Source organism: Paraphotobacterium marinum, from assembly GCF_002216855.1.
GTDB classification, from domain to species: Bacteria; Pseudomonadota; Gammaproteobacteria; order Enterobacterales; family Vibrionaceae; genus Paraphotobacterium; species Paraphotobacterium marinum.
Genome location: NZ_CP022355.1, coordinates 85,684 through 101,969 on the forward strand (window position 1 = coordinate 85,684; position 16,286 = coordinate 101,969).

Annotated in this window: 10 protein-coding genes and 3 pseudogenes; 6 read left to right on the forward strand and 7 right to left on the reverse strand. The window is 32.3% G+C overall.

Translation table 11 applies throughout. The features are described 5' to 3' along the window. Nucleotides 1-204: 204 nt before the first annotated feature. From rne to cobO, 4 genes and pseudogenes are all read left to right on the forward strand, one after another. Nucleotides 205-2,187: pseudogene (gene rne / locus CF386_RS00485) on the forward strand (ribonuclease E); the annotation flags it as partial. Between the two features lie 393 nt (nt 2,188-2,580). After that, the gene (locus CF386_RS00490; protein WP_089072583.1) at nt 2,581-2,829 is read left to right on the forward strand and encodes a hypothetical protein; all 249 of its coding nucleotides are present in this window, start codon (nt 2,581-2,583) and stop codon (nt 2,827-2,829) included. Between the two features lie 65 nt (nt 2,830-2,894). After that, complete coding sequence (locus CF386_RS00495) at nt 2,895-4,457, forward strand: SulP family inorganic anion transporter (protein ID WP_089072584.1); 1,563 nt, start codon at nt 2,895-2,897, stop codon at nt 4,455-4,457. 44 nt (nt 4,458-4,501) lie between these two features. After that, complete coding sequence (gene cobO, locus CF386_RS00500; protein WP_089072585.1) at nt 4,502-5,098, forward strand: cob(I)yrinic acid a,c-diamide adenosyltransferase; 597 nt, start codon at nt 4,502-4,504, stop codon at nt 5,096-5,098. 43 nt (nt 5,099-5,141) lie between these two features. Here the strand turns inward: cobO and dcd are convergent. The 3 genes and pseudogenes from dcd to apbC form a co-directional block, all read right to left on the reverse strand. Next, nucleotides 5,142-5,749, reverse strand: a pseudogene (gene dcd / locus CF386_RS00505) (dCTP deaminase). A gap of 18 nt (nt 5,750-5,767) precedes the next feature. Continuing rightward, on the reverse strand, nt 5,768-6,415 hold the full coding sequence (gene udk, locus CF386_RS00510) for a uridine kinase (RefSeq protein ID WP_089072586.1): 648 nt from the start codon (nt 6,413-6,415) through the stop codon (nt 5,768-5,770). A 23-nt stretch (nt 6,416-6,438) separates the two neighbouring features. Beyond that, a complete protein-coding gene (gene apbC / locus CF386_RS00515) occupies nt 6,439-7,530 on the reverse strand; it encodes an iron-sulfur cluster carrier protein ApbC (RefSeq protein WP_089072587.1) in 1,092 nt (363 codons plus the stop codon). A gap of 139 nt (nt 7,531-7,669) precedes the next feature. Here apbC and metG point away from each other — a divergent pair. Both metG and CF386_RS00525 read left to right on the forward strand, forming a co-directional pair. Then, nucleotides 7,670-9,693, forward strand: a pseudogene (metG, locus tag CF386_RS00520) (methionine--tRNA ligase). Nucleotides 9,694-9,861: 168 nt separating this feature from the next. Continuing rightward, nucleotides 9,862-11,109 carry a dicarboxylate/amino acid:cation symporter gene (locus CF386_RS00525; protein WP_089072588.1) on the forward strand — a complete coding sequence of 416 codons (1,248 nt, stop codon included), beginning with the start codon at nt 9,862-9,864 and terminating at the stop codon, nt 11,107-11,109. Here the strand turns inward: CF386_RS00525 and serS are convergent. From serS to lrp, 4 genes are all read right to left on the reverse strand, one after another. Next, on the reverse strand, nt 11,106-12,392 hold the full coding sequence (gene serS / locus CF386_RS00530) for a serine--tRNA ligase (protein WP_089072589.1): 1,287 nt from the start codon (nt 12,390-12,392) through the stop codon (nt 11,106-11,108). The genes CF386_RS00525 and serS overlap by 4 nt on opposite strands. Before the next feature lie 61 nt (nt 12,393-12,453). After that, nucleotides 12,454-13,083 (reverse strand): outer membrane lipoprotein chaperone LolA, encoded by a 630-nt coding sequence (gene lolA / locus CF386_RS00535; protein WP_089072590.1) that lies wholly within the window; start codon nt 13,081-13,083, stop codon nt 12,454-12,456. Between the two features lie 3 nt (nt 13,084-13,086). Further along, the gene (locus CF386_RS00540; RefSeq protein ID WP_089072591.1) at nt 13,087-15,711 is read right to left on the reverse strand and encodes a DNA translocase FtsK; all 2,625 of its coding nucleotides are present in this window, start codon (nt 15,709-15,711) and stop codon (nt 13,087-13,089) included. 15 nt (nt 15,712-15,726) lie between these two features. Further along, nucleotides 15,727-16,212 (reverse strand): leucine-responsive transcriptional regulator Lrp, encoded by a 486-nt coding sequence (gene lrp / locus CF386_RS00545; protein ID WP_089072592.1) that lies wholly within the window; start codon nt 16,210-16,212, stop codon nt 15,727-15,729. Between the last annotated feature and the right edge of the window lie 74 nt (nt 16,213-16,286).

The window sequence follows — 16,286 nt, forward strand, 5'->3', positions numbered from 1 at the left end:
CATCAAAGGAATAAGTTTGATGGATTCATGAAATACCAAGTAAGCAGCAAATGGCGTAAGACTTATAATTTTGTGAAAAGAAAAATCAATACAATAACTATTATACTTTAAATATTTTATGTTTTAATAGCCGAGAGGCTCCCTTTCATAACCATTATCTTAAAATAGTTATTATTTAACGAACGAATTTTTAGAGAAAACATAATGAAGAGAATGTTGATTAACGCAACTCAAAAAGAAGAGTTGCGAGTCGCATTAGTTGATGGCCAAAAACTATACGACTTAGATATTGAAAATGCTGGATATGAATCAAAAAAAGCAAACATTTATAAAGGAATTGTAACTAGAGTCGAGCCTAGTTTAGAAGCAGCTTTTGTAAATTATGGAGCCGATAGACATGGCTTCTTACCCCTTAAAGAAATATCAAAAGATAATTTTCCAGAAAATTACACTTATCAAGGGAGACCGAATATAAAAGATATTTTATCAGAAGGTCAAGAACTCATCATACAAGTTGATAAGGAAGAAAGAGGTAACAAAGGTGCAGCACTAACAACATTTATATCTCTAGCTGGTAGCTATTTAGTTTTAATGCCCAATAATCCTCGCGCTGGGGGCATATCAAGAAGAATTGAGGGTAATGAAAGAATCGCATTGAAAGATGCCTTAAATGAATTACGACTTCCTCTAGGAATGGGTTTAATTGTTAGAACTGCTGGAGTTGGAAAATCTTCTGAAGAGTTGTCATGGGATTTAAATATCTTAATAAATCACTGGAATGCAATTAAAGAAGCTTCTAAAAATCACACAGCACCATTTCTCATACATCAAGAAAGTAACGTAATTGTTCGAGCGATTCGAGATTATTTGAGAAGAGATATTGGCGAAGTAATTGTTGATAGCCCAAAATTTTTCAAAAAAACAAAGGAACATGTTGCACTTGTCAGACCAGACTTTATATCAAAAATTAAAAGATATAACAATGAAGTTCCTCTGTTTACTCATTATCAAATTGAAAATCAAATCGAATCTGCTTTCCAAAGAGAAGTTAACCTACCGTCTGGTGGCTCAATTGTTATAGACCCTACAGAAGCACTTACCTCAATAGATATTAATTCAGCACGATCGACTAAGGGTGTTGATATTGAAGAAACAGCACTTCAAACAAATCTAGAGGCTTCTGAAGAAATAGCTCGCCAGCTTAGATTGAGAGATTTGGGTGGTTTGGTTGTCATTGATTACATTGATATGACACCTTTAAAAAATCAAAGAGAAGTGGAAAATAGATTAAAAGATGCTGTACAAATAGACCGAGCTAGAATCCAAATTGGACGAATCTCTAAATTTGGCTTATTAGAGATGTCAAGACAACGCCTGAGTCCTTCTTTAGCTGAAGCAAGTCACCATGTATGTCCAAGATGCAAAGGCACAGGTGTTGTTCGGGATAATAATTCATTATCTTTATCAATTCTACGATTACTAGAAGAAGAAGCTATTAAAGAAAAAACATCCCAGGTTGTTGCAGTCGTTCCAACTGTAATTGCTTCATATTTATTAAATGAAAAAAGAAAATCTATTCTACATATTGAAAAACTTCATAATGTTAAACTAGTAATATCTCCAACTTCTTCATTTGAAACACCAAATTTTGAAATTTTCAGAATAAGAACGGGAGAAGAAAATAATGTTTTATCTTACAAAATCCCTAACTATTTAGAACAATTTAACCGCGAAGAAAATCTTGAAAGTTCACTTGAAAATCATAACTCAAAAGTGAAAGAAGAACCTGTTCTCAATGGCATTGCTCATACCCCTGATTCTGGTGCTATTAATAAGAGTGATTCAGGCAATATATTTAGCAAGTTCTTAAAAAAATTATCCAATATTTTTCAAGCGAATACTCAACCAGTAAATAATTCTAAAGTCACTACTGACAACCTATCACCTAAAGTTAATAGAAATACGAATGTAAGGAAATCTAATAATAGATCAGACTCCCCAATTAAGAAAAAAGTTGTTCCAAAACATAGCGAGTTAGAGATTCAAAATAAGAAAAATATTCCTGAAAAAAGTAAAGACACCCAGTTTCAGAAAAATAAGCCTACCTCTACCAATAAAACAAAAGAAAGGCGCGAACAAAGAAAGCTGGATAAAAAAATTCGTGTAGAAAAAAAGTTGAAATTACAAAACAAGAAAAAATAAACAATTTAGAAAAGCCAAACCAAAACAAATCTGATAAAGCTCCTAAATCAGATCAAGCTCAAATACAATTATCCAAACAAAAAATATTAAAGGCAAAAACAGAAAAACAATCGAGAGAAGAACCAATAGAAACCGTATTCCCAAAAATGCAGTATATGCCACTGATTTAGCTTTTGGAAGAGTAGTAAGCACCTACATTACGCACCCATACGGATTCAAGGAACGCAAAACTAGATTCAAGAAAAAAGATAAAATGGCTGTTTGTTTCCCAGAGTTAGCTATAGGAAGGATTATGCCATGTAATTATGAAAAAGATAAAATATTATCAAACATTCATGCAAAAGAAACTGAGGTCATTCACAATAATTTTTTGAAAAAGTGGAATTAAAAGAAGAAAAATTTCTCGACAATACCCACGTTTCTCATACTAAATTAAACTATGACTCGGGTATTTTAAGAGGGAAAAACTCTGCTCAATCTGAAATGACGAAGCCCGTCACAATTGATGATGAGATAGAAATAACAACTTTAACTCAAATTGAAGCCAACCCTTTCAAACAATCTGAAGTTAATTTTAAGCCAGGTGGAAGTCAATTTTATACCGAGCACTCTTCATCTGATAATTAAATCGTACCAAATAAATAATGGGTTATACTTAGGTATAACCCTCTCAATAAACCTTAATTATAACAATGACCAATCAGATATTTAAAGCCAGTAAATCTCAAATAAAAACAGATATTTTATCAGGACTAACTGTCGCAATGGCCTTAATACCAGAGGCTGTTGCTTTTGCTTTCGTTGCTGGAGTATCACCAACTATTGGACTTTATGGCGCATTTTTCATGGGTATAATGTCATCTATATTTGGTGGCAGACCGGGGATGATCTCAGGGGCAACTGGTGCTATTGCTGTAGTGATAGTCAGCTTAGTTCATAACCACGGTATAGAGTATTTATTTGCTGCCCTTCTCTTAGCTGGTATATTTCAAATGTTATTTGGAATTTTTAAACTTGGTAAATTTATTAGGTTAGTGCCGTATCCGGTTGTAATTGGTTTTGTTAACGGATTAGCTATTGTCATTTTTCTAGCTCAAATAAATCAATTTCGTGAAATGTCACCAAGCGGAAAAATGCATTGGATGGATACACATAACCTTTTAATAATGCTTAGCCTTGTAATGCTTACCATTGCAATAATTCAGCTAGTTCCTAAAATTACAAAAAAAATACCACCTGCATTAGTTGCAATTGTAACAGTTACATTAATTGTATATTTTTCGAACATTCCCACAAAGACGGTGTTAGATTATTTAATTAATATGAGTGGTAATCCTAATATCTCTCTTCAAAGTAACTTACCATCTTTTCATATTCCAAATGTAAATGTGAATTTTGATACGCTAATAATAATTTTACCATATTCATTAATTATTGCCTCTGTTGGACTCATAGAATCACTTTTAACACTATCCCTCATAGACGACTTAACTGAAACTAGAGGTCAAAGTAACAAGGAGTGTAAAGGTCAAGGACTTGGGAATATTGCTTGTTCATTTTTTGGGGGCATGGGTGGATGTGCTATGATTGGGCAATCGATGATTAATATAAAGTCTGGTGGTCGAACTCGTTTATCGGGTATTGTAGCTGCTATCGTCTTTTTAATTTTTATTTTATTTGGATCAAAAATTATTGAAACAATTCCCATTGCTGCCCTTGTTGGTGTGATGTTTGTTGTTGTTTATAATACCTTCGAATGGAGTAGTTTCCAACTTGTAAAAAAAGTTCCTAAAAGTGATTTCTTTCTTATTTTGGCTGTTACTTTTCTGACAGTCATATTTGACTTGGCAATTGCTGTTATTTCTGGGATTATTATTGCTTCACTTCAATTTTGTTGGAAACAATCAAAAAACATTTATGCTTCATCCAGCTTATCAGATGATCAAGCCAAGAAAACATATAAAATACATGGTCCTTTATTCTTTGGTTCAACCCATGCATTCAAGGACATATTTTCATTTAACCAAGATCCTAATACGATATTAATTGACTTTAGTCACTCAAGAGTATGTGACCAGTCTGGTGTCGAGGCTTTGGTTTTCATCTCTAAAAAATATAACGATAGAAGTAAAAAATTAAAGCTAAAACACCTCAGTTCAGAATGTAGATTACTTCTTAAAAAATTTGATGTTGAGTGTGAAGCAGATCTTTTAGAAGATCCCACATATAAAATTGCTTCTGATGTACTAGATTAAATACCTGTAAAGAATTTTTAAATTTAAAAAAATAAGGCAATAACGTGAATGATAAAAATGAGTTACACAAAAAAAGACAAAAAAAAATAAAAGAAAAAATTGATTTAAAAATAGCTGCTGCGACTGTCGAAAAGGGTATAGTTTTATTGTTAACGGGAAATGGAAAAGGAAAATCAACTGCTGCTTTTGGTACTTTGGCAAGAGCGTTAGGCCATGAAAAATCATGCGAGGTTGCCCAGTTTATTAAAGGTACATGGGATTGCGGAGAACAAAATCTATTTGAATCCCTTGGCGTAAAGTTTCACACCATGCAATCTGATTTTACTTGGGAGTCTCAGAATAAGGAAAAAGATAAATTAAAAGCACAAGTAGTTTGGAATAAATGCAAAGAGCTGTTAGAAAATGAAAATATTGATCTTATTATTCTTGATGAAATTACATATATGTTTCAATACAAATACATAGACATAAACGAGTTCATTGAATACTTAAGCAATAGACCTAAGTCACAATCTGTAATCTTAACTGGACGTTCAGCACATAAAAAATTAATGCCTTTCTGTGATACTATTTCTACAATAGAGAATACAAAACACGCATTTGATAATGGAATAAAAGCTCTTAAAGGCGTAGATTGGTAAATTGAGAGCGGTAATCTATTTAAGAGCTAATATTCGTAATAATTTATGTTAAGTTAAATCTCTTATCACAATTATCATCACTAATTTTACTTACGACTGCTCCATTTTGATTCCGATATTTTGCATTAAGTTTTTTATTATAAGGATATTGTGCGCTTCCTGATAAAACTTCAAAACTAAGCGCGCCAATTGGCATGCCTGGCCTTAATGCTAAAGGTAATCTCCCACTATTGAAAAACTCAAGGACAATTTTTCCTGACCAACCAGGATCAATTCTATGAGCAGTAACATGCACCATCAAGCCGAGCCTTGCAAGAGAGGACCTTCCATCGAGCCAACCGACGACATTGTCAGGTAATGTTAAACTTTCCTCTGTTACAGCTAAAGCTAGTTGACCTGGATGTAAATAAAAAGCGCCTCTATCTTGAACTGAAAACTCTTCACTCATAATACTGTCTAACTGAAGATCAACCACTTCTTTAGGACCTGATAAATCTATGAACGGTGCTTCGTGGTCCTTAAAAACTCTAAATTGGTTGCCTAAATGTACATCTACTGTCAAGCCACTAATTGAAGAATCGTTAGGTTTAGGCTCAATAATAATTTTTTCTCGTTTAAATATTTCTTAATATCAACATCACATAATCTCATTATTTTTTCCTTCCTAATCTAATTCGCTTTAATTAATTTTGATATATGTGCCTTCAAAACATCAACAGCTATCCTGTTTTTTCCACCTCTAGGAACAATGATATCTGCATACTGTTTAGATGGTTCTATAAACTGGAGGAACATCGGCCTAACAGTCTTCTTATATTGATCCATAACAGAATCCATTGTACGACCTCTTTCAAGAATATCTCTTTGAAGTCTTCTTAACAAACAAATATCCAAAGGTGTATCCATGAAAATGCTTGCCTGCATTAGTTTTCGTAGTCTACTATCAGTTAGAAGAAGTATCCCTTCTAAAATAATAACTTTTTTGGGCTCCATTTTTGTGGTAAATTTTTCACGTGTATGCTCAGCATAATTGTAAATGGGTAGATCAACTTCACCACCTGATAACAAAATTTCTAAATGTTCACACAATAAATCATGATCCAAAGAACTAGGATGATCATAATTCGTTTTTATTCTTTCATCCATAGTAAGATGATCTTGGGATCTATAATACCGATCTTCTGTAATAATTCCAATTTGATCATCTCCAACCTTAGTTTTAAGCTCATTATAAATGGTTTTTGTAATCAAGCTTTTCCCAGATGCCGAAGCTCCTGAAATTCCGATGATTACATTTTTTAAATATGTTTTTGACATTCAAACCCTACTGATAAATTTATTCATAAAATTGTTTTTACACTTATTTCTTTTTCTAATGGCACACCTTTCCAAAACATGGAAGCTGATATTTTTTCAGCTATATCAAGATATTGCATAGATTCATTTAATTGTGGATCATCCCAAACTATTGGTTTCCCTCTACTCGAAGATTCCATAATTTTCTTAGTTAGAGGAAGCTTACCCAATATGGGAACCTTTCCATTTTTCGCAAACATTTCTGTAGAGTCTTCACCAAATAAGTAATCTTTATTACCGCACTTTGGACAAATGTAAAAACTCATATTCTCTATTAAACCTAGTGTTTCAACATTAACACTTTTAAACATTGAAAGACCTTTCTGGGCATCTGCTAAAGATAAGTCTTGCGGTGTTGTAACGATAACCGATGAAGTTAAAGGTATATTCTGAGCCATTGTTATTTGAATGTCTCCAGTACCTGGTGGCATATCTACTATCAAGTAATCTAATTGTGGCCAATCTGTGTCATTTAAAATTTGTTTTAATGCTTTCGAGGCCATAGGTCCTCTCCAAACAGCAGCTTTTTCTTCGGGTATAATGAAACCAATTGAATTAAAAAAAATGTCATATTTGTGAACTGGTAACATAGTTTGCGAATCCACTGACATAATTTCTGTATTTCGCTCCCCAATTAAGATTGGTATTGACGGACCATATATGTCAGCGTCTAACACACCAACATTTGCACCTAGTTTATTTAAAGCTACAGCTAAATTTATCGAAGTCGTTGACTTTCCGACCCCACCTTTAGCAGAGCTTACAGCAATAATATTCTTTATATTTTTAATTTTGGCAATATCATTACCTGGTTTCATAACAGCTATATCTGAAACAATCTTTATTTCTTTAAAGTTCTTAGCAGTATAACTGGCGAGATTTTGTAAAAGCCATTCTTCTAATTGTTCTTTTATACTTTTAACCAAAAAAGGAAAAACAATTATCAAAACATCATCACTTACGGTTACTTTACAATTTTCAGTCCAACCTTTTATTAAAAAAGGATGCTTAAATTGTTCAATAAAGCTCTTCAAATTTATCGGAGAGTAATCCTCCGAATTGGTGTTTTTTTTCATTTGTTATAATTTACCAACTTAATAATTTATATTCGAACTAAGAATATGATATAATCTGATGCAATTTAATCTTATTATACTGTATTTTTTTAAAAAAAATATAGTCACACTTTATTATTTATTAGAAGATAAAACTGATATGGAAAAAAAAAGAATTATTGCAACTTGTGCTCTACCCTATGCTAATGGTGGGATTCATCTAGGACATATGCTTGAGCATATTCAAGCTGATATATGGGTAAGATTTCAGCGTATGCTAGGTAATGAGATATTTTTTGTTTGTGCAAGTGATGCTCACGGAACCCCTATAATGATTAAGGCTGAAAGTATGGGGATAAAGCCAGAAGAAATGGTTGAAAAATATAGAAATGAGCATATCGATATTTTTAAAAAATTTAATATCAGTTATGATAATTACTATACAACTCACAGTCCTGAAAATAAAAAATTTTCTGAAGAAATTTATTTAAAACTTAAAGAAAACAACCTTATTGAATCAAAAAAATTCAACAGCTCTATGATGAAACAAAACAAATGTTTTTACCTGATAGATATGTTAAAGGCACTTGTCCAAAGTGTAATGCCGAAGATCAATATGGAGATAATTGTGATAAGTGTGGCGCCACATATTCACCAGAAGATCTAATTAACCCAAGGTCAATTTTATCTGACTCAGAGCCCGTGTTAAAAGACACAGAACATTTGTTTTTTAAACTATCAAAATTTCAGAACGAATTGGAAAGTTTTTTTCAATCAAAAGCTCTTCAACCTGAAATAGTCAATAAATTAAAAGAATGGTTTAAAACTGGTCTTGAAGATTGGTGTATTTCAAGAGATGCTCCATATTTTGGTTTTGAAATTCCTGGTACAAAAAATAAGTTTTTTTATGTTTGGTTAGATGCACCCATTGGTTATATGAGTTCATTCTATAATTATTGTGAATCACATAACTCTCTTAATTTTGATGAATTTTGGAATAAAAACTCAACTACAGAGCTAGAACATTTTATCGGCAAAGATATTATCAATTTCCATGGACTTTTTTGGCCAGCAATGCTTTATGGAGCTGAAAAAAGACTACCAAATAAGATAAACGTTCATGGGTTTGTCACTATCAATGGCGAAAAGATGTCAAAATCTAAGGGTACCTTCATTACAGCAGATGATTATTTACATAACTTAGATGTTGACGCCTTAAGGTATTATTATGCTTCAAAGTTAAATAGAAAAATTGATGATTTAGATCTTAACTTTACGGACTTTGTTCAAAAAATTAATACTGACATTGTTAATAAAATTGTAAATATTGCCAGTCGAACTAGCGGCTTTATTACAAAAAAATATGACTCTGAGCTTATATCAAATTACGAAGATGTAAAAATATTCCAAAAATTTGCAAGTCAATCAAAAGAAATCGAAGAGTACTTTCAACAAAAAGAGTTCAATAAAGTAATAAAAACACTTTTAAAGCTTGCTGATGAAGCTAATCAATATATTGATACAAATGCTCCATGGGTTTTAGCAAAAGACCCAACAAAATCTAGAGAGCTTCATGAAGTTTGTTCAATGTCATTAAATCTTTTTAAATTTATAATGACCTATTTAAAACCAATAACGCCCAGTTTAGTGACATCAGCTGAAAAAATTCTTAATATAGAATTCAATTTAGAAAATGTTAATACATTATTAATCAAACATAAGATTAATAAATTTAAACCTATGTTTAAAAGAATAGAAGAATCAAATATTAATAAGCTAATCTCAAAACCGGAAACTGTACAAAAAGCCAAGAGTACAAAGTCTGTGGATGATTTAAAAGAAAACTCAAGTAATGATACATATATTACCATAGATGACTTTAATAAAATTGATTTACGAGTCGGTGAAATAATAAACTGCAAAAATGTCGAAGGATCTGATAAATTACTTCAACTAGAGGTTAATATAGGTACCTCTGTTAAGACTGTTTTTTCTGGTATAAAGGAAGCATACAATGCTGAATCTTTAGTAGGTAAATATGTTGTACTTGTTTCTAATTTAAAACCCAGAAAAATGAGGTTTGGCACTTCTGAAGGAATGGTACTAGCTGCTGGTCCTGGTAAAGAAAATATTTGGATAATCGAACCCAGTAAAGATACAAAACCTGGTATGCGAATTTTATAAAAACAATTTACTTTTTTTTGAATAAAAGCACAATTAAAATGTGCTTTTTTTTTTCTGCTACAAAATCTCATTTTTTTTACTATATTTGTATTAAATTCAAATATAAGTTAACCGCATGAATACATCTAAAACTAAAGCTAGTTCTCTCACAAAAAAATTCTAATAGGTATGTTCCTAGGAATCCTTGCAGGTTTCATAATAAGAAATATTTTTAGTGACTTTCAAGTTGTTGATGAATATATTGTAAATGGTCTATTTAATATAGGTGGTGCAATTTTTGTTGCGAGTTTAAAAATGTTGGTGGTTCCGCTTGTCTTCGTCTCATTAGTTTGTGGAACGAGTAATCTCAAAGACATTAAAAGTTTGGGCAGACTTGGTAGCAAAACATTACTCCTTTATATCCTAACTACGGCAGTAGCCATTACAATTGCTCTACTTATGGCTATTATTTTTAAGCCTGGAGTTGGGGCTGATTTAAAATCGAGCTCAGTATTTAAGTCTGAAGCTGCGCCCGAATTAGGTGAAGTATTTATAAACATGTTCCCAACGAATCCAATTAATGCAATGGCACAAGGGAATACACTTCAAATAATTGTTTTTGCAATACTCTTTGGAATAGCAGTCAGTGCAGCAGGAAATCATGGAGAGAGAGCCAGAAGTGCTTTTGAAGATTTGAATGAGATAATTATGAAATTGGTTACCATATTGATGCTTGTAGCTCCTTACGGGGTATTTTTCTTAATGGCAAAGCTTTTTTCAACTATTGGTTTAAGTGCTATTTATAATTTAATTAGTTATTTTCTTTTAGTCGCTATCACATTGATAATTCACGCCTTATTAACCTATAGCATAATTCTTAAATCTTTTACGGGCTTAAGTCCGATCACCTTTTTTAAGAAAATGGAAGATGCTTTGTTGTTCGCATTTTCAACTTCATCATCCAATGCAACGTTGCCTGTAACAATGGAAACAACGACTCATAGAATGGGGGCTAGCAATAAGGTTGCCTCATTTACAGTACCTCTTGGCGCAACAATCAATATGGATGGTACTGCAATTATGCAAGGGGTTGCTACTGTGTTTATATCACAAGCCTTCAACATAGATTTATCTTTGACTGATTATTTGATGGTGATTGTTACTGCAACATTAGCATCAATAGGAACTGCTGGCGTTCCAGGGGTAGGATTAATCATGTTGGCTATGGTCTTAAACCAAGTTGGTTTACCTGTGGAAGGTATAGCTCTAATTATGGGGGTAGATAGACTTTTGGATATGATGCGCACTGCTGTAAATATAACTGGAGATAGTGTCGTCACCTGCATTGTTGCAAAGTCAGAAAATCAACTCGACTTAGACAAATTTAAAGATCCCAATGCAGGATCTGAAGATGAAGAAATTCATCTTCATGATTAATTAATAAATTCCACACCATTTAAGTAAGGTTTTAGGGCATTGGGTACTTTTATACGACCATCTTCCATCTGATAGTTTTCAATAATTGCTACCAAAGTCCGGCCTACTGCCAAACCTGAACCGTTTAATGTGTGAACTAGCTCTGTTTTATTCGATGCTTTACTTTTAAAACGCGTTTTCATTCTTCTTGCTTGAAAGTCTGCACAATTGGAGCATGAAGATATTTCTCTATATGTATTTTGAGATGGAACCCACACTTCCAAGTCATACGTTTTAATCGCAGAGGCTCCCATATCACCAGCACATAAGAGCATCTTTCTGTAAGGTAATTCCAATAACTGTAAAATTTTCTCCGCATGCCCCGTCATTTCTTCCAAAGCTTGCTCAGATTCTTCTGGATGAACTACTTGTACCATTTCAACTTTATCGAACTGATGTTGTCTTATTAATCCTCTTGTATCTCTTCCATATGAACCTGCCTCTGATCGAAAACATGGAGAATGAGTTGTTAACTTTAACGGTAAACTTGAATCATTCAATAATTCATCCCTTACCAAATTAACAAGTGAAACTTCAGCTGTTGGAATTAAAAACAAATCATGCTGATCTTCTCTTTTGATTGGAAATACATCTTCCATAAATTTGGGAAATTGACCAGATCCGAACATAGTATCTTGGTTTACTAAGTATGGGACATAATATTCTGTATATCCATGTTCTTCAACGTGTGTATTTAACATAAACTGTGTAAGTGCACGATGTAACTTGGCAAATTGAGACTTCATAACATTAAACCTGGAACCAGAAAGCTTCACTGCCAATGGAAAATTCAGAAAATCATTCTTTTCACCTAACTCAACATGATCTTTGATGTCAAAGTTGAATATAGTAGGTTGACCCCATCTTAAAATTTCTTCATTTTGACTTTCATCAGTGCCGTCAGGCACATCATCTGATGGAATATTTGGCAAACTAAGTTCAATTTTTTTAAGTTCATTTTGTATTGAATCTAGTGAGTTTTTTTTATCATTTAGCTCATTCCCTAAATTAGAGACTTCCTCTAATATTTTTTTAACTTCAGCCTCATTTCCAGAAGCTTTGGCTTTCCCTATTTCCTTAGATTTAAGGTTACGAAAAGCCTGTAAATCTTCTGTTTCTTGCTGTATAGATTTTCTTTTTAGCTCTAGTTGTTGATAATATTCTTTATCAAATGAGAATCCTCTTCTCAAAAGTTTAGAAGCAACCATATCAAGGTTAGTTCTCAATAATTTAGAATCAAGCATAAATTTATTCTTTCATTTATAAGATTAAAGTAGTTATTGTATACAAAAAATATATTTTTTACTATCTTCTATCTACTAAATTTGTGTTTTTTGGTAACTTAAATTTAAAATTATTATATGAGAAGTTTGCTTCTTTAAATTTGTAAAAACTGTATTCAGTTGTCTGTCCATTTTTACTTTTAAAACTAAACTTTTGTATTGCTCCTAATTTATTTATAGTAATAGACATTTCTGTAATTTGTCCTTTACGCTTCGGTATAATGTTAAAACTATTTCCATTCGATTTAATTATATATTCATCCCAAGTTTTGGGATTATTTTGTGTTAATAGGGCTAATGGCGTCGACGATTGAACTCTTTTAAAGGTTTGCACTGTTACCTGCTGAACAAACGGATCATAGTACCAAACATTTCTTCCATCCGAAATAAGAGTATTTGGATCTGGCTTGTAAGTGTTTAACTTAAATAAACTTGGTTTTTTTATCTGAATCGTACCAGAACCTTTTACTATGGTACTACCATTCATATCTTGCACTTGTTGGAGAAAGCTTGCCGAGAATGAAGAATATTTACTTAACCTCTTTTCTAGTTCGTTCTTAGCAGAAATAGCATTTGCATTTAAACTAATGAAGCAAAGAAAAATTGAAAAAAAACATACAAAATTAAAATTTCTAAAATATTTGATAACCATAAATTATTCACCTTTCGTAGAGTTTGCTAAAACTTCTCTATTACCATTATGTCCTGGCGGACTTACTATGCCGTGTGCTTCTAATTGTTCGACTATTCTTGCTGCTCTATTATATCCAATTTTAAATTTTCGTTGTACACCAGATATAGAACTCTTTCTTGTTTCTGTAACGAAAGCAACCACCTCATCAAATAATTCATCATGTTCGCTATCAGAATTTGATTCTCCTGGCAATAAGCTATCTTGACCCTGATTGCCATTGAGAATTGAATCAATATATTGTGGTTTGCCTCTTGCCTTCCAATCACTTACAACCGAATGAACATCTTCGTCAGAGGCAAAAGCGCCATGAACTCTTATCGTATGACTTTGACCAGGCGGTAAATAGAGCATATCGCCCATTCCAAGTAATGATTCAGCTCCACCTTGATCCAAAATTGTTCTAGAGTCGGTTTTGGTTGAAACAGTAAATGCCATTCTTGTAGGAATATTAGCTTTAATTAATCCGGTGATAACATCTACAGAAGGCCTTTGAGTTGCTAAAATAAGGTGAATTCCTGCTGCCCTAGCCTTTTGAGCTAATCTTGCAATCAGTTCCTCAACTTTTTTGCCTACCACCATAATTAAGTCCGCAAACTCATCAACAATAACAACTATATTTGGCATTTTTTCAAGTAAAGGAGCTTCACTATCCATAGTATCGCCTTCTTTCCACAATGGATCATATATAGGGTGTCCCGCTTCTTTGGCTTCTTTAAGTTTTTCATTAAAACCGGCAACATTTCTAACTCCACAGGCAGCTAACAGCTTATATCTCCTTTCCATTTCCGCAACACACCATCTTAAGGCATTACTTGCATCTTTCATATCTGTAACCACCTCAGACAATAAATGAGGAATCCCTTCATATACCGATAATTCAAGCATTTTTGGATCAATCATTATAAATCTGCAATCTTCTGGTGTGCACTTATATAATAAACTCAAAATCATAACGTTGACACCAACAGATTTACCGGATCCTGTTGTACCCGCTACGAGTAGATGAGGCATTTTAGATAAGTCAGCAACAATAGGTTCACCTGCTATATCTTTGCCTAAAACCATAGGTAATGGAGTTTTTTGATTATTAAAACGTTTACTGCCTATAACTTCTGATAAAAATACAGTTTCTCTGTTGGGATTAGGTAACTCTAAACCGACATAAGGTTTTCCTGGTATTACTTCAACAACACGCACTGCAGAAGTAGATAAAGATCGTGCAATATCCTTAGATAGCCCTGATAAACGACTCACCTTAACACCAGGAGCTAATTCAAGTTCAAATCTCGTGATTACTGGACCAGGATACACTCCCACAACTTCAGCTTTAATTTTATACTCCGATAACTTGGCCTCTAGTAATCTGGCAATTTTTTCCAATTCACTTGGCGATACAGTATTCAAATTTACTTGCGCAGGGGATAAAAGCCCAACCTCCGGGAACTCTCCTTTAGGTAATATATTGTTTTGATGATTTTTTTTCTGAAGAAATGGATTGATCTCATTAGACTGTTTATCTTTTACTTTTTGTAGTTCATCAAGAAATTCATTTTTTTTCGGAGTTAGTTCATCAGTATCACCATTATCAGGTAAATTAACTTCTAAATTATTAGAATCTTCATTTAAATCAAACTTTTTATAAGCTTCATTCTTATCAATATTTTCATCATGCGTATTTTCCCTAAAATGAGTACGTGGTTTTTCATCTTCAACATTTTCCGGAACATTATTATCAGGAATTTTAATAAAAATATTTTCTTTTACCATCTTCAAAAGACCATTAAATATTGAATTATTAGATTGTTTTTTATTGGAAGATTTGCTCTCAGCTTGGCAATTTTCTTGAATGGTTTGCCTACTCTCACTATCTATTTTAATTTGATTTAGAATATCTTTGTTTTCATCTTTACTTTCATAATTTGACTCCAATAACTCATTCTTTTTAAAAGGAAGGAGAGTCACATCACGCGTATTTCTCAAATAATTAATGGTTTTCATCACATTTGTTCTACTAAATGAATAACTTCGATAAATTATTGCAATCCAAGAAATACCAAAGAATAGTGTTAAGCTCAGAAGAAACAGAAGAAATAGTATAACTTTAGAACCCAACAATCCAAAAAACGGAAGAGTACACAAAGAAACCTCATTTCCAATAACTCCACCAGAATGAAATGTAAACAGTTTAAGAGAACTCAACTCCAAAAGACCACAGGAAGTTGAAATTAGTAAAAACAAACCCAAACACTTACTACCAGACAAAAAATAGTGTTCGGAATGAATTTTTAAGGAGTTATTTAACATTTTCCAAAAAATAATTACCATCAAAACTGGAACCAAATAGGCAACATAACCAAATACAAACATTAATAAAGCAGCCGAATAGGAACCAAAAGTCCCAAGCCAATTATGAATAACTTGCTTGTTTGATACACTTTGATAAAAAGAAGGATCGCTTGAATGAAAACTAATTAAAGATAAGAAAAAAAGAAAAGCTATCAAAAACCCAAAATAAAATAAAGCCTCGGTAATTCTCTCAAGTCCATCTAATTTTATTTTTTTTTCTTTGTTACTAACTATAGGCATATCTTATTATCCACTTCATTTTATTTGAATATCTAAATTATATGATTGTTTTACTTCTTCCATAACTACATAAGTACGAGTATCTTTTACACCAGGAAGTTTTAATAAAGTTTCACCTAATAATTTTCGATAAGCAGACATATCTGATACTCTAGTTTTTAACAAATAATCAAATTGTCCTGATACTAAGTGACATTCTTGGATTTCATTCAAAAGTTGTACAGAACGATTAAATTTTTCAAAAATATCAACTGCACCCCTATCTATCGTTATTTCAATAAACACTAACAGCGAAGCATTTAGTAATTGTGGATTTAATAAAGCCATGTATCCTAGGATATATCCATGTCTTTCGAGTCTTTTTACCCTTTCTAGACAAGGTGTTGGTGAAAGTCCTACTCGTTTTGAAAGCTCTACATTTGAAAGTCTTCCATCTTTTTGTAATTCTTTTAGAATATTTCTATCAATCCTATCTAAATCTTTAATATTTGATTGCACCATAATTAGAAATTTCCATATACTTTTATTGTTTAAATAAATTATACTATTTTTTTAATAAAATTAAACATATATAA

What these genes read in the sequence shown, in the direction of transcription:
- CF386_RS00495 (WP_089072584.1), top strand. Translation starts at nt 2,895, where the DNA reads ATGACCAATCAGATATTTAAAGCCAGTAAATCTCAAATAAAAACAGAT.
- lolA (WP_089072590.1), bottom strand. Translation starts at nt 13,083, where the DNA reads ATGGTTATCAAATATTTTAGAAATTTTAATTTTGTATGTTTTTTTTCA.
- serS (WP_089072589.1), bottom strand. Translation starts at nt 12,392, where the DNA reads ATGCTTGATTCTAAATTATTGAGAACTAACCTTGATATGGTTGCTTCT.
- CF386_RS00540 (WP_089072591.1), bottom strand. Translation starts at nt 15,711, where the DNA reads ATGCCTATAGTTAGTAACAAAGAAAAAAAAATAAAATTAGATGGACTT.
- lrp (WP_089072592.1), bottom strand. Translation starts at nt 16,212, where the DNA reads ATGGTGCAATCAAATATTAAAGATTTAGATAGGATTGATAGAAATATT.
- udk (WP_089072586.1), bottom strand. Translation starts at nt 6,415, where the DNA reads ATGTCAAAAACATATTTAAAAAATGTAATCATCGGAATTTCAGGAGCT.
- CF386_RS00525 (WP_089072588.1), top strand. Translation starts at nt 9,862, where the DNA reads ATGTTCCTAGGAATCCTTGCAGGTTTCATAATAAGAAATATTTTTAGT.
- apbC (WP_089072587.1), bottom strand. Translation starts at nt 7,530, where the DNA reads ATGAAAAAAAACACCAATTCGGAGGATTACTCTCCGATAAATTTGAAG.